12 protein-coding genes are annotated in these 13,293 nt (G+C 69.6%); 5 read left to right on the top strand and 7 right to left on the bottom strand.

All coding sequences use genetic code 11. The annotated features are described in order from the left end of the window. Positions 1-6: 6 nt before the first annotated feature. From lpdA to pilH, 3 genes are all read left to right on the top strand, one after another. Complete coding sequence (lpdA, locus tag ACYVAK_RS08270) at positions 7-1,437, top strand: dihydrolipoyl dehydrogenase (protein ID WP_461059796.1); 1,431 nt, start codon at positions 7-9, stop codon at positions 1,435-1,437. An 88-nt stretch (positions 1,438-1,525) separates the two neighbouring features. Next, positions 1,526-2,518, top strand: a complete 993-nt coding sequence (locus ACYVAK_RS08265) for a YhdH/YhfP family quinone oxidoreductase (RefSeq protein WP_461059794.1) — start codon at positions 1,526-1,528, stop codon at positions 2,516-2,518. A gap of 115 nt (positions 2,519-2,633) precedes the next feature. Beyond that, a complete protein-coding gene (gene pilH, locus ACYVAK_RS08260; RefSeq protein ID WP_461059792.1) occupies positions 2,634-2,999 on the top strand; it encodes a twitching motility response regulator PilH in 366 nt (121 codons plus the stop codon). Positions 3,000-3,098: 99 nt separating this feature from the next. Here the strand turns inward: pilH and ACYVAK_RS08255 are convergent, their stop codons facing one another. Together ACYVAK_RS08255 and ACYVAK_RS08250 are read right to left on the bottom strand one after the other, a co-directional pair. Next, on the bottom strand, positions 3,099-3,443 hold the full coding sequence (locus tag ACYVAK_RS08255; RefSeq protein WP_461059790.1) for a hypothetical protein: 345 nt from the start codon (positions 3,441-3,443) through the stop codon (positions 3,099-3,101). Between the two features lie 47 nt (positions 3,444-3,490). Continuing rightward, positions 3,491-4,381, bottom strand: a complete 891-nt coding sequence (locus tag ACYVAK_RS08250) for a DnaJ C-terminal domain-containing protein (protein ID WP_461059788.1) — start codon at positions 4,379-4,381, stop codon at positions 3,491-3,493. Between the two features lie 105 nt (positions 4,382-4,486). Between ACYVAK_RS08250 and ACYVAK_RS08245 the strand changes: the two genes are divergently transcribed. Further along, the gene (locus ACYVAK_RS08245; protein WP_461059786.1) at positions 4,487-4,969 is read left to right on the top strand and encodes a redoxin family protein; all 483 of its coding nucleotides are present in this window, start codon (positions 4,487-4,489) and stop codon (positions 4,967-4,969) included. A gap of 40 nt (positions 4,970-5,009) precedes the next feature. Here the strand turns inward: ACYVAK_RS08245 and ACYVAK_RS08240 are convergent, their stop codons facing one another. From ACYVAK_RS08240 to mtnA, 4 genes are all read right to left on the bottom strand, one after another. Beyond that, entirely contained in the window at positions 5,010-5,825 is an 816-nt protein-coding gene (locus ACYVAK_RS08240) for a hypothetical protein (protein ID WP_461059784.1), read from the bottom strand. After that, entirely contained in the window at positions 5,825-7,873 is a 2,049-nt protein-coding gene (locus ACYVAK_RS08235; RefSeq protein WP_461059782.1) for a trypsin-like peptidase domain-containing protein, read from the bottom strand. Before ACYVAK_RS08235 ends, ACYVAK_RS08240 begins: the two co-directional genes overlap by 1 nt. A 28-nt stretch (positions 7,874-7,901) precedes the next feature. Continuing rightward, a complete protein-coding gene (gene gyrA, locus ACYVAK_RS08230; RefSeq protein WP_461060522.1) occupies positions 7,902-10,499 on the bottom strand; it encodes a DNA gyrase subunit A in 2,598 nt (865 codons plus the stop codon). Positions 10,500-10,639: 140 nt separating this feature from the next. Continuing rightward, positions 10,640-11,695, bottom strand: a complete 1,056-nt coding sequence (gene mtnA / locus ACYVAK_RS08225; protein WP_461059780.1) for an S-methyl-5-thioribose-1-phosphate isomerase — start codon at positions 11,693-11,695, stop codon at positions 10,640-10,642. Positions 11,696-11,713: 18 nt separating this feature from the next. Here mtnA and ACYVAK_RS08220 point away from each other — a divergent pair, with 18 nt between their 5' ends. Further along, on the top strand, positions 11,714-12,484 hold the full coding sequence (locus tag ACYVAK_RS08220) for a hypothetical protein (RefSeq protein WP_461059778.1): 771 nt from the start codon (positions 11,714-11,716) through the stop codon (positions 12,482-12,484). On the opposite strand, the gene ACYVAK_RS08215 is transcribed toward ACYVAK_RS08220, so the two are convergent. Continuing rightward, positions 12,447-13,256 (bottom strand): DUF3011 domain-containing protein, encoded by an 810-nt coding sequence (locus tag ACYVAK_RS08215; RefSeq protein WP_461059776.1) that lies wholly within the window; start codon positions 13,254-13,256, stop codon positions 12,447-12,449. The two genes, ACYVAK_RS08220 and ACYVAK_RS08215, sit on opposite strands and share 38 nt — an antisense overlap. Positions 13,257-13,293 lie beyond the last annotated feature (37 nt).

The following is a 13,293-nucleotide window of genomic DNA, read 5'->3' as shown; positions in this document are numbered from 1 at the left end:
CCCGACATGAGCGAGATCCAACAGTTCGACGTCGTCGTGGTGGGCGCCGGCCCGGCCGGCTATCACGCGGCCATCCGTGCCGCGCAGCTCGGCCTCAAGACCGCCTGCATCGACGCCGCGCTCGGCAAGGACGGCAAGCCCGCCCTCGGCGGCACCTGCTTGCGCGTGGGCTGCATTCCGTCGAAGGCGCTGCTCGACAGCTCGCGCCAGTGGTGGAACATGGGCCACATCTTCGGCGAGCACGGCATCAGCGCGCCGAACGCCGCGATCGACATCCCGACCATGATCGGTCGCAAGGACAAGATCGTGAAGCAGTTCACCGGCGGCATCGCCGCGCTGTTCAAGGCCAACAAGGTCACGGCCTTCTACGGCTTCGGCCAGCTGCAGGCGGGCAAGAAGGTGCTGGTCAAGCAGCACGACGGCAGTGAAGTCACGCTGGAGGGCAAGCACGTCATCCTCGCCGCCGGTTCGGACTCGATCGAGTTGCCGTTTGCGAAGTTCGACGGCACCCACATCGTCGACAACGTCGGCGCGCTCGATTTCACCGAGGTGCCGAAGCGCCTCGGCGTGATCGGCGCCGGTGTCATCGGCCTCGAGCTCGGCAGCGTGTGGAGCCGCCTCGGCGCCAAGGTCACCGTGCTCGAAGGCCTGCCGGACTTCCTCGCCGTGGTCGACCGCGACGTGGCCAAGGTCGCGCACAAGGAATTCACCAAGCAGGGCCTCGACATCCGCCTCGGCGCCAAGTGCACCAGGACGGAAGTGAAGAAGGGCGAGGTGCACCTGACCTACACCGACGCCAACGGCGAGCAGACGCTGGTGTTCGACAAGCTGCTGGTCGCCGTGGGCCGCAAGGCCGCGAGCAAGGGCCTGCTGGCCGAGGGCACGGGCGTGCAGCTCGATGAACGCGGCCGCATCGTCGTGGACGACCACTGCCACACCGGCGTCGAGGGCGTCTGGGCGATCGGCGACTGCGTGCGCGGCCCCATGCTGGCGCACAAGGGCTTCGAGGAAGGCATCGCCGTGGCCGAGCTCATCGCCGGCCTGCCGGGCCACGTCAACTTCGACACCATTCCGTGGGTCATCTACACCGAGCCGGAGATCGCCTGGGTCGGCAAGACCGAGGAGCAGCTCAAGGCCGAGGGCACGCCGTACAAGGTCGGCACCTTCCCGTTCGCGGCCGTGGGCCGTGCGGTGGCCATGGCCGAGCCGGCGGGCTTCGTGAAGGTGATCGCGCACGAGGAGACCGACACGGTGCTCGGCATGCACCTCGTCGGTGCCAACGTGTCCGAGCTCGTCCACGAAGGCGTTCTGACCATGGAGTTCAAGGGCAGCGCCGACGACCTCGCGCGCATCTGCCACGCCCATCCCTCGATGAGCGAGGCCGTGCACGACGCCGCCATGGCCGTGCACAAGCGCGCGATCCACAAGGTCAACTGACCGTCCGCCAAGCCCGGCATCGGGATCGGCGATACTTCGAGGGCGCCTGCGGGCGCCCTCGTCGTTTCCACGCCTCCAGAGTCCGCGCATGACGATCCCCACCACCTTCCCCGCCTTCCGCATCCACAGCGACGCCGCCGGCTATCGCGCCGGCATCGAGCAGGTTGCCATCGACGCCCTCTCGCCCGGCGAGATCGTCATCCAGACCGCCTACTCGTCGGTCAACTACAAGGACGCGCTGGCGGGCACCGGCCAAGGCAAGATCCTGCGCCAGTTTCCGCTGGTCGGCGGCATCGACGTCGCTGGCCACGTGGTGCAGAGCCGCGATCCGGCCTTCAAGGAAGGCGACGCGTTGCTGTGCACCGGCTGCGGGCTCTCGGAGACCCGCGATGGCGGGTACTCGACCTATGCTCGCCTCGAGTCGCGATGGGCCATCCCGCTGCCTGCCGGCCTCGACCTGCACGAATCGATGGTCCTCGGCACCGCGGGCTTCACGGCCGGCCTGGCCCTGCTGCGGATGCAGGACAACCGCCAGACGCCCGACCTCGGACCGCTCGCCGTCACCGGCGCCACCGGCGGCGTGGGCAGCCTCGCCATCGCGATCTTCGCCAAGGCCGGCTATGCCGTCCACGCGATCAGCGGCAAGGCCGACCAGGCCGATTGGCTGCGCTCGCTGGGCGCCGCCGAGGTGCTGGGTCGGGAAGCGCTCTCGACCCATCGCCCCATGGACACCGCGCGCTTCGGCGGCGGCTTGGACAACGTGGGCGGACCGATGCTGCACGCCCTGCTCGCCCACACCGCCCCTTACGGCAACGTCGCGACGGCGGGCCTTGCGGCAACGCACGATCTCGCCACGACCGTTATGCCCTTCATCATCCGCGGCGTGTCGCTGATCGGCGTGGCCTCGGCCGGCACCGCGCGGGACCTCCGCGACGAGGTCTGGCGCCGCCTTTCGTCGGACTGGAAGCCCGCCTGTCTGGCCGGGATCGCCACCCGCGAGGTCGGGCTCGACGGCTTGCCGGGTGTCTTCGCCGAGATGCTCGCCGGCGGCTCCCGTGGCCGGACGGTCGTAAGGCTTTGAGCCTGCCCGAGGCGCTCGAATCGGGCATCCCGGTGGCGTCCCCACAGCGTGACCCCGGTCTTGCCCACGTGAACCGAACCGCGCTTACAATCCGCGGGTCTTACCGGAGATTTCCATGGCACGTATCCTGATCGTCGACGACTCGCCGTCGCAGCTCGTCAGCATGAAGCGCATCGTCGAGAAGCTCGGCCACGAAGCGATCACCGCCGAGGACGGCGCCAGCGGCGTCGAAGTGGCGAAGGCCCAGCGCCCCGACCTCATCCTGATGGACGTGGTCATGCCGAACCTCAACGGCTTCCAGGCCACGCGCGCCATCTCGAAGGACCCGGACACCGGCCACATCCCGATTATCCTGGTCACCACCAAGGACCAGGAGACCGACAAGGTGTGGGGCATGCGACAGGGGGCGAAGGCCTACATCACCAAGCCGTTCACCGACACCCAGCTGACCGAAGCGATCCAGGGCGCGCTGGGCGGCTGATTCCAAGCCGAGCCGCCTCCACGCTGTGCGCGAGCGCTCCCCGAGATAACGAAGCCCCGCACTGCGGGGCTTCGTCGTTCAGGAGATGACGCCAACGCTTCACCTCGCCAGGCGCACAGCGCCCCGGCCTTCGTCCTGCTCGAAGACGAAGCGATAGTGGAGGCTGACCGCCTGGGGAATCTCCGTGGCACCGGCACAGCCGGTGTTCGTCGCCGCGGTCTTCGCTTCAGCGTTCGCGAACACGCAACGGACGGCGGGCTCGAACCGCCACGCGCGAGCGGCATGCATGGCCAAGCGCACGAAGCTCGCCAGCACCACGCGGTCGACGTCCAGCGCCGCGCCGAGATCGAACGGTTGCGCCGCCGACCGACCGGAAAGGACAAAGCCATCGTCGGCCCGACGGGGCATGGACTCCGGATCAGAAACGCAGCCGCCGAGTCCCATCGCCACAAGGGCGAACCCCACCCGGCGAAGGAACGAAGCCATGGATCTCATGGCCCGACGTTGTCGCCAAACGCCAACGCCATCTGCCGATACAACGAACGTTGCGCCTCGGTCTCGGGCTTCGGCGCGGTGATCTCGATCTCGACGATCTGGTCGCCCGGCGGCGTGCCCGGCAGGCCCCGCCCCTTCAATCGCAGTTTCAGACCTGCATCGGAGTCCTTCGGGATCTTCAGCTCCACCGCGCCACCGAGCGTCGGCACGGTCGCGACCGTCCCCAGCACGGCGTCCCATGGCGCCAACGGCAACACGAACAGCACGTTCCGTCCGTCCACTTCGAACTGCGGGTGAGGCGCGAAGTCGACCTCCAGCAACAGGTCGCCGCCGCCCGGCGCCTTGCCGGCCAATCGGATCACCTGCCCCACCCGGATCCCCGCGGGCACCTTGACCTCGAACTCCCGCCCGTCGACATCGACGCGAGCGCTGCCGCCGGCATGCGCCGTCTCCAGCGGGATAACGAAAGCGACACGCCGGTCGCCGCGCGGTGGGCGCGGCCCGGCGCCGGCGCGCGGGCCGGTGTTGGCTGATCGTTGCCTGGCCTTGGCGCCGAAGAAGGCCTCGAAGAAGTCGCTGAACGCCCCGCCCGGGCCACTGCCAAAGCCGTCGCCGAAGCCGCCAGCGCCCGAGTAGCCCGGCGGCGGATGGAAATCCTGCCCCGGCCGATAGCCCCTGGCACGCAGAGCGTCGTACTCCGCGCGCTTCTCCTTGTCACGCAGCACTTCGTAGGCCTCGTTGACCGCCTTGAAGCGATCCTCGGCGCCCTTCTCCTTGCTGACGTCGGGATGGTACTTGCGGGCCAGCCGGCGGAAGGCCTGCTTGATCTCACTTTCTCCGGAACCGGGGTCGACGCCCAGTACCGCGTAGTAGTCCTTGAATTCCATCGCGGCACCTTACTGCAAGCCGCCGGCGGCGCGCAGCACGCCGGCCCCGGACGCAGCCGTCACGGGGCGCCGCTACACTCGCGGTTTCCCCCACGGAGACGCTGCATGACCATCGCGATCGGCGACACCATCCCGCAGACCACGTTCAACGCGCTCAAGGACGGCGTGCAGGCGGTCGACACCAAGGACGTCTTCGCCGGCCGCAAGCTCGTGCTCTTCGCCGTGCCTGGCGCGTTCACCCCGACCTGCTCGGCCAAGCATCTGCCCGGCTACGTGGAACACCTGGAGGCTTTCAAGGCCCGCGGTGTCGACGTGGCCTGCGTGGCGGTCAATGACGCCTTCGTGATGGAGGCCTGGGCCAAGCACCAGGGCGTTCCGGAAGGCCTGCAGATGCTCGCCGACGGCAACGGCAACCTGACCAAGGCGCTCGGCCTCGAACTCGATGCGACGGCTTTCGGCATGGGCTTGCGCAGCAAGCGCTTCGCCCTGTACGCCGAGGATGGCGTGGTGAAGCAGCTGCACGTCGAGGCGCCGGGGGAGTTCAAGGTCTCGGCCGCCGAATACGTCCTCGAACACCTTCCGAAGTAATCGAGGCCGGGCACCGCGTCCAGCGCGGGTGCCCGGCCGCTCACTCCGCCGCGTCGTCGAGGCGCACCGCGGGAAGCGCCGAGGCAAGGCGCGTGGCCGCCGCCACGCGACGGGCGGGCAGCATGTGCATCACCATGTCGGCCATGTCGAGTCCGAGCCCCCGCCCCTGGGAGCGGCTCATCGCCGCGAGATCGAGGTCGACGTAGCCCATGGGGCGGCCGTCCGCATCGAACGCCAGACCCGGCATGCCGTCCACGAGCAGCGAACGGCGCGGCACGCGGGTTTCTCCGAGGATCATCCCCGGGCGCACCAAGGGCACCGCGCCCCACTCGTCGGAGGTGCGCAGCAGGGTGTAGAACACGCGCCCGGGCTCGGGCTGCGACAGCCGCTCGAAGTCCACGTATGGCTGGCCCCGGGCGTCACGCACGCGGAGCCAGGCGAGCCCGAGTTCGGTGTCGCGGGTGACGAGGTCGGCCGGGCGCCATTCGTCCGATCCGGGCAGGCGCACCCGGAAATCGCTGGAGTTCGCGACCATCGCAGCCGCGGCCGTCGGCGTCTGCCGGTTGAGGCTCGCCAGGTCGAAACTGACCGCTCGGGCCGACACGAGCACCAAGCCATCGGCCGCGACCAGGACGCCCTGGGTCCGGTCCTCGTTCCGCTGTTCCTGGCCACCGGCGGCAACGGTGATGACGTACTTGACCGGCACGACGCTCGGCGAGCGCTGTTCGACGAGTCGGCGATAGGCGTCGGTGTAGTCCTCGTCGGCGGACAGGGCCGGCATCGGCAGCGCAAGCACGAAAGCGAACAGCAGCAGCCCGGTCCGCGACAGGACGCTCGGCAGGAGACGCAAGGGCATCAGGGGTTCTCCGGAATCCAACGACGTTCGACATGCACGATACGCGCCTCGCCCTGCCTGAGGATGTCGACGGTGAAACGCTCCTCGGCACCGGAGAGCGCGGTGCGCAGCGCCGGTCGGAGGTCGTCCAATCCGTCGATGGCGTGTTCACCGAGCCGGACCAGCACGTCGCCGGGCTTCAGGTGGGCGAGGCCCGCGGCACCGCCGCCTTCGACCACCTGCAGGATGACGCCCTGCTGGTCGAGGGGCAGGCCACGCTCGACCCGATCATGGAACCCGAGTTCCCGGAACTGCGCCCGCAGCATCGACACTTCCATCGTCCGCAGCCCCGACACCGGCACGGGCGAGGCCACGAGGGTCGTCGACCAACGCCTCCTTTCCGCCCCACGCAGGCCCTCGAAGACGACGCGATCGCCGATCTCGAACTCGCGGACGCGTTGCGCGAACAGCTCGGCGCGTGAGTCGTTGACGGCTTCGAGGGGGACGCCCTCGAGCGTGGTCACGAGGTCGCCCAGCTCGGCACCGGCCGCGGCGAGGGGGCTGCCCGGGTAGATCCGGGTGATGCGGAAGCCCGCTGCGGGCAGGCCAAGGGCCTGCGCCAGCGAGGTGGGGATCGGCTGAACCTCGACGCCGGCCCAAGCCTTGGGGAGCTCCGGCAAGGGTTGGCGCGAACGGTCGCCCCACTCGGGCGTGAGCGCCGACACGCGCCGCTGGCCGTCGGCGATGAATTCGACCACCACGGGCTTCGCGGGACGCCGCGCGGTCGCCCAGGGCGCCAGCTCGGCGACGGACGCCACCGGCTGGCCGTCGACCATCACCACCACTGCCCCGGCAGGCAGCGGCGGGCGTGCCGTCGCGGCCGGGCCGCCGGCACGGACGCTGGACACCAGCAGGCCCCGATCCACGTCGAGGCGACGACGCGTGCTCATCGCCGGGGTGAGCGCCTGGACGGCGATGCCGAAAGGTGCGAACGAGGCCGACTCGCCGCGCGCCTCCCCGGCGTCCTCCGGGACGAGGCGAATCGTACGCTCGCCCTCACCGCGGGCCACGCGCATGGAGACCGGCTCTCCGACGGGCAGCTCGGCAAGGCGGCGCTGGATGGCGGGGACGTCGACCGCCCGAGGCGCATCCAGTGGCACGTCCCCGAGCGACAGCAGCCGATCGCCGGGCTGCAATCCGGCCTTCGCCCCCGCGCCGCCGCGTTCAACCGCCGTCACCATCACGCCAGTCGTCTCGCCACTTCCACGCAGCGAGCGCAGGCGCACGCCAAGGCTGCTGCGCTGCACCCGTCCCGTCGCGATCAGCTCGGCGACGACCGACTGGACGTCCTCGGCCGGGATGGCGAACGCAAGGTCGCCGCCGAACAGCATCCCACGGGTGTTCACGCCGACGATCCGGCCTTGAAGGTCGACCAGCGGGCCGCCGGAATTGCCCGGCGCGATCGACGCGTCATGCTGGATCCATGCGTAGTAGCGACCCGTCGGCGCATCGGCATCCAGGCTGTCCTCGTAGTCGGCTTCGTCCTCGAACAGCGACACCAGGAGGCGGCGCGGATTGTTGACGACCCCGGCACTCAGCGAATTCGAAAGGCCCCAGGGAGCGCCCATCGCCAGCACCGTTTCGCCAGGCCGCAGGCCGCCGCTGTCGGCGAACCGCGCGAAGGGCATCGGCGTCGCGATGCCCTGCACCTTCAACACGGCGAGATCGGCGGCGGTGTCCTGCCCGACCAGGGTCGCTTCGCGCTCGCGGCCATCGCCGAAGACCACGCGGAAGCTGCGCCCCTTGTCGGTGACGTGGGCGTTGGTCGCGACATGGCCCTCGGCACTGATCACCGTGCCACTGCCACTGCCGACGCTGAGCTTGGGTTCGCCGGCCTCGAAATCCTCGCGGACCACGAGGATGCTGACCACGTGCGGCATGACCGCTTCGCGCGCCCGGGCCAGGGCTTCGACCGACGGCGCCGAGGCGAACGCCGCCGGGGACGGCGCGAGGGCGGTACCCGCCGCGACGATGGCGGCGAGCAGGAGGCTGCGGAGAGGGTTCGGCATCGGGACTTCCTGTTCGACGCCTTGGGCGTCAGTGGGGTGCGCTGGGGGCGGGCGACTCGTCGACGGCCTCGGGAAAGGCCTCGTCGCTGCCCGTCTCGCCCTCGACGACCTCGATGGCCTCCAAGGCGATCAGCCGTTCGCCGGCAGCGACCTTCATCAGGGTCACGCCCTGCGTATTGCGGCCCACCTGGGCGATCTCGGCGGCGCGCGTGCGCACCATCGTGCCCTGGTCGGAGATCAGCATCAGGTCGTGGTGCTCGGAAAGCTGCAGCGCACCGACCAGCGCGCCGTTGCGCTCGCTGGTCTGCAAGGCGATGACGCCCATGGTGCCTCGGCCCTTGCGCGGGTACTGATCGACGCCGGTGCGCTTCCCGAAGCCGTTCGCCGATGCCGTGAGGATGTCCCCATCGCCGTCGACGACGACGAGGCTGACCACGTGCTCGCCGTCGGCCAGCTTCATGCCGCGCACGCCCGTGGCGGTGCGGCCCATGGCGCGCACCTCGTCCTCTGCGAAGCGCACGGCCTTGCCGCCGCTGGCGAACATCATCACGTCGCGGGCGCCGTCGGTGATCTGCACGTCAACCAGCGCATCGCCTTCGTCCAGGTTGATGGCGATCTTGCCGCGCGCGAGGCGGAACGCGAACTCGGAGAGCGGCGTCTTCTTGACCGTGCCCTGGCGCGTGGCGAAGAAGGCGAAGCGGTCCTCGCTGTACTCGTGCACCGGCAGCACCGCCTGCACCTTCTCGCCCTCTTCCAGCGCGATCCAGTTGATGATCGGGCGGCCGCGGGCGTTCGGCCCCGCTTCCGGCAGCTGGTAGACGGAGAGCCAGAACACGCGGCCGGCGCTGGTGAAGGTCAGCAGGGTGTCGTGCGTGTTGACGACCCACAGGCGTTCGATGAAATCCTCGTCCTTCACCGCCGTGGCCGAGCGGCCCTTGCCGCCGCGCTTCTGGGCGCGGTACGCCGAGACCGGCTGGCGCTTGATGTAACCGGTGTGCGACAGCGTGACCACCACGTCTTCCGGCGTGATCAGGTCGAGGACGTCGAGGTCCTCCTCGCTGGCGCGGATCTCGGTGCGGCGCGCGTCGTTGAATTCGTCCTTCACCGCGAGCAGTTCGTCGCGGATGACCTGCAGCAGCACTTCCGGGTTCTCGAGGATCTCGATCAGGCCGCGGATCGTGTCGAGCAGCGCCTTGTACTCGTCGGTGAGCTTCTCGTGCTCGAGGCCGGTGAGCTTCGAGAGGCGCATCTCGAGGATTTCCTTGGCCTGCGCTTCCGACAGGCGGTAGCCGCCGTCGACCAGGCCATAGCCCGGCAGCAGGTCCTCGGGGCGCGACGCGTCGGCACCCGCCGCGGACAGCAACGCGCTGACGAGGCCCGGCTGCCAGGTGCGGCCGAGCATGCGCTCCTTCGCGACCGCCGGGCTTTCCGAGGTCTTGATGAGCTCGATCATCTCGTCGATGTTGGCGAGCGCGACCGTCAAGCCTTCGAGGATGTGCGCGCGGTCGCGCGCCTTGCGCAGTTCGAAGATCGTCCGACGCGTCACCACTTCGCGGCGGTGGCGGACGAAGGCTTCGAGGAACTGCTTCAGGTTCAGGATCTGCGGACGGCCGTCGACCAGCGCCACCATGTTGATGCCGAACACCGTCTCCATCTGCGTCTGCGCGTAGAGGTTGTTCAGCACGACCTCGGCGGACTCGCCGCGCTTGACCTCGATGTAGATGCGCATGCCGTCCTTGTCGGACTCGTCGCGCAGCTCGGAGATGCCCTCGAGCTTCTTCTCCTTCACCAGCTCGGCGATCTTCTCGATCAACCGCGCCTTGTTGACCTGGTACGGCAATTCGGAGACGACGATGGCCTCGCGGTCGTTCGCCGCCACTTCGATTTCGGCACGTGCACGGACGCGCGCCCGGCCGCGGCCGGTGTGGTAGGCCGCATGGATGCCCACCGCGCCGTTGATGATGCCGCCGGTGGGGAAATCGGGCCCCGGGATGTGCTGCATCAGGTCGCTGATGGTCGCTTCCGGATCGTTGATCAGGGCGATGGTCGCGTCGATCACTTCGCCGAGGTTGTGCGGCGGGATGTTGGTCGCCATGCCCACCGCGATGCCGGCCGAACCGTTGACCAGCAGGTTCGGGAAGCGCGTCGGCATCACCGTCGGCTCGAGTTCCTTCTCGTCGTAGTTGGGCTGGAAATCGACCGTGTCCTTGTCGATGTCGGCCATCATCTGGTGCGCGATGCGCGACATGCGCGCCTCGGTGTAGCGCATGGCGGCCGGGGCGTCACCGTCCACCGAACCGAAGTTGCCCTGGCCGTCGACCAGCATGTAGCGCAGCGAGAACGGCTGCGCCATGCGCACCAGCGTGTCGTACACCGCGGTATCGCCGTGCGGGTGGTACTTGCCGATGACGTCGCCGACGATGCGCGCCGACTTGTAGTAGGGCTTGTTGCTGTGCGCGCCGAGCTCGTCCATGGCGAAGAGCACGCGGCGATGGACCGGCTTGAGGCCGTCCCGGACGTCGGGGAGTGCGCGGCCCACGATCACGCTCATGGCGTAATCGAGGTAGCTCTTGCGCATCTCGTCTTCGAGGTTGACCGGGATGATTTCCTTGGCGAGATCGGACATCGGACTCAACAGCGATTCGGAAGCCCCGAGTGTACCAGAGCCACGCCGTTCTAGGCACCCGATCTTTTCGGAAAATCAACAACTTACGCGCGATTTCTAGGCGTTCTCCGGACGCGCCGGCCGCCGCCCGGAAACCCGGCTCAGTCGGCGCCGAACACCGACCGCATCCGGGCCTCGTCGGGGCGTTCGATCACCCCCTTCTCGGTCACGATCACATCGATCAGCGAACCCGGCGTCACGTCGAACACCGGGTTCCAGGCGGCCACGCCCTCGGCCACCACGCGCTGGCCAGCGGCGAACAGCAGTTCCCGCGCGTCACGAAGCTCGATCTCGATGTCGTCGCCGTGCTTTGTTGCCATGTCCACCGTCGACGAAGGCGCGACCACCATCACCTTGACACCATGGTGCTTTGCCGAAATCGCATGGGCATAGGTGCCGATCTTGTTGGCGGTGTCGCCATTGGCGCAGATGCGGTCGGCGCCGACGATGAGCCACTGCACGGCGCCGGTCTTCATCAGGTGCGCCGCGGCCGAGTCGGCGATCAGGGTCGGCGGAATGCCGTCCTGCTGCAGCTCCCACGCGGTCAGGCGGGCGCCCTGCCCCCATGGCCGCGTCTCGCCGGCATGGACCTTCGCGATGCGGCCCTCGGCCACGCCGGCGCGGATCACGCCCAGGGCCGTGCCGAAACCCGCCGTCGCCAGCGAGCCGGTATTGCAATGGGTCAGCACGCCGCTGCCGGGCGCGATGAGTGCCGCGCCGAGCCGGCCCATCAGGCGGTTCGCCGCGAGGTCCTCGCGGGCGATCGCCTCGGCCTCGGCGGTGATCACCGCCAGCCAGTCCCCGCCGGCGGCGCGGAGCGCCGTGCGCATGCGGCGGATGGCCCACATCAAATTCACGGCCGTGGGGCGCGAGGCATTGAGCGCATCGAGCTGCGAGGCCATCCGGCGCTCGGCCTCGACGCCATCGGCCGCCCGCGTGCCCTGCCCGGCCAGCACCACGCCCCAGGCGGCGGAAATGCCGATCGCCGGCGCACCGCGGACCGCAAGGTCGCGGATGGCGACGGCCACCTCGGCCGCGCTGTCGCAGCGGAGGTTCACCGTCTCGAATGGCAGTCGGCGCTGGTCAAGCAGCAAGAGATGGTCGCCCATCCACTGGATGGGGCGGATGCGGTCGTAGCGGTCGTAGTCGATGCTCATGCCGCTATGCTACCCGGCATGCCTACGAGCCCGAAGCGTCCGGCGAGCGTTGCCGGCACCGAAGCCCGCCTGCACGCCGCGTCGGTGCAGGCGGGTGCCGGTGCCGCCATCGACGTGGCGCTGCACACGCTGCCGCTGCTGCGGCCGTTCATCCCGAAGCGGATGCTCGACGCCGCGGAACGGCTGAAGCCCGCGACGGTACGACGCGAACTCGTCAAGACCATCTACTCACGCCACGGCCTCAAGCCGGCGCGCTGGGAGATCGAGAGCGTGCTCGCCGTGGCAGAGACCCAGGCCAAGCTGAGTCCGCTCACCCGCAAGCACGGCCTGCGTGATCTGCTCGGCGAGTGGCTGCCGGCGCCACTCATCCAACCCCTGCTGCGCTTCACGCCGGTCGAACCGCTGGTGGCGGAGACGACCCGTGCCGTGGCCACCACCTGGGCCGCCGGACGCTACGCCGATGCGGTGTGCCGGGTGCGCAAGGCCGGCATGGACTGGCTGCCGGCGCCGCTTGGCGAGGCGCTGGAGATCGCCCCCGCCAAGCTGCGTGATTTCAGCGCCGAGGCCCTGACGATGGCCCTGCCGCCGCTCAAGCTGGCAGCGGCGTGGGGTGGGCAGGTGCTGCGCGCCTCCGGGCGTATCGCCAAGGCCGCCGGTCGCGCCGCACGCGCGCCGTCACCCCAACCGGCGGGCCCCGCGCACGCCGCGCCGCGCGCGGCGAAAGCCACCGCGAAACGGGCGTCCAACCCGGTCACCAGATCGAGAATTCGCCGCGACAGCCCTGGGTGACCCAAAGACCGCGTCGGTCGACACCCCAGGTGTAGCCTTCCGTGCACTCGCCCCGCGACAGCTGGCGTTCCAATCGCACATCCCGCACCCGTCCGATGTCGCAGTACTGCGTTCGGCCGCCGTGCGACTCGCAGCGGATCGTGCTCCCAACGCCATGGCGGTATCCCGGCCCACCGCCCCAGTCGCCACCGCCCCAGTCGCCACCGCCCCAGTCGCCACCGCCCCAGTCGCCACCGCCCCAGTCACCGCCAGCGCTGGCGAATTCGCCTCGGCAGCCTTCGGTCACCCAGACGCCTCGACGGTCCCAGCCCCAGGTGCGGCCCTCGATGCAGGCCCCTCGCGACAGCTGGCGCACGAGGACGACGCCGCCACGCGTCTTCATGCCGCAAACGGTCTGCCGGCCACCGTGACTCTCGCAGCGGACCATGGAGGATCCACCGTGGCCACCACCCCAAGCACCGCCCCAGCCACCGCCCGGGGCCGCACCGTAGCGACCGCCGACCTCGAACTCGCCTCGACAGCCTTGGGCAACCCACACGCCGCGTCGATCCCAACCCCAGCTGCGGCCTTCGACGCAGGCACTGCGCGACAGTTGCTCGACCAGCACAACGCCGCCGCGCGTATCGACGCGACAATGGCCGGTCCGGCCGTCGATGCTCTCGCAGCGGAAGCGCTGTGGCGGCCCGTATCCGTACTGGGCTTCGGCCGGGATCGCGTGGAAGACGGCGCCGAGCGCGGCGCTGAAGACGAACAGGAAAGGACGGATGGACATGGGTGGCCTCGGCCTGGGACGCGAGAGCGAGAATCAT

The sequence above is a fragment of the Silanimonas algicola genome (genome assembly GCF_054777375.1).
This window is presented reverse-complemented; position numbering and strand designations above follow the sequence as displayed.

Excerpts from the sequence above, each read along its gene's own strand:
- ACYVAK_RS08220 (WP_461059778.1), top strand. The coding sequence starts at position 11,714 with ATGCCTACGAGCCCGAAGCGTCCGGCGAGCGTTGCCGGCACCGAAGCC.
- pilH (WP_461059792.1), top strand. The coding sequence starts at position 2,634 with ATGGCACGTATCCTGATCGTCGACGACTCGCCGTCGCAGCTCGTCAGC.
- ACYVAK_RS08265 (WP_461059794.1), top strand. The coding sequence starts at position 1,526 with ATGACGATCCCCACCACCTTCCCCGCCTTCCGCATCCACAGCGACGCC.
- ACYVAK_RS08245 (WP_461059786.1), top strand. The coding sequence starts at position 4,487 with ATGACCATCGCGATCGGCGACACCATCCCGCAGACCACGTTCAACGCG.
- ACYVAK_RS08235 (WP_461059782.1), bottom strand. The coding sequence starts at position 7,873 with ATGCCGAACCCTCTCCGCAGCCTCCTGCTCGCCGCCATCGTCGCGGCG.
- ACYVAK_RS08255 (WP_461059790.1), bottom strand. The coding sequence starts at position 3,443 with ATGGGACTCGGCGGCTGCGTTTCTGATCCGGAGTCCATGCCCCGTCGG.
- mtnA (WP_461059780.1), bottom strand. The coding sequence starts at position 11,695 with ATGAGCATCGACTACGACCGCTACGACCGCATCCGCCCCATCCAGTGG.
- gyrA (WP_461060522.1), bottom strand. The coding sequence starts at position 10,499 with ATGTCCGATCTCGCCAAGGAAATCATCCCGGTCAACCTCGAAGACGAG.
- lpdA (WP_461059796.1), top strand. The coding sequence starts at position 7 with ATGAGCGAGATCCAACAGTTCGACGTCGTCGTGGTGGGCGCCGGCCCG.
- ACYVAK_RS08240 (WP_461059784.1), bottom strand. The coding sequence starts at position 5,825 with ATGCCCTTGCGTCTCCTGCCGAGCGTCCTGTCGCGGACCGGGCTGCTG.
- ACYVAK_RS08250 (WP_461059788.1), bottom strand. The coding sequence starts at position 4,381 with ATGGAATTCAAGGACTACTACGCGGTACTGGGCGTCGACCCCGGTTCC.
- ACYVAK_RS08215 (WP_461059776.1), bottom strand. The coding sequence starts at position 13,256 with ATGTCCATCCGTCCTTTCCTGTTCGTCTTCAGCGCCGCGCTCGGCGCC.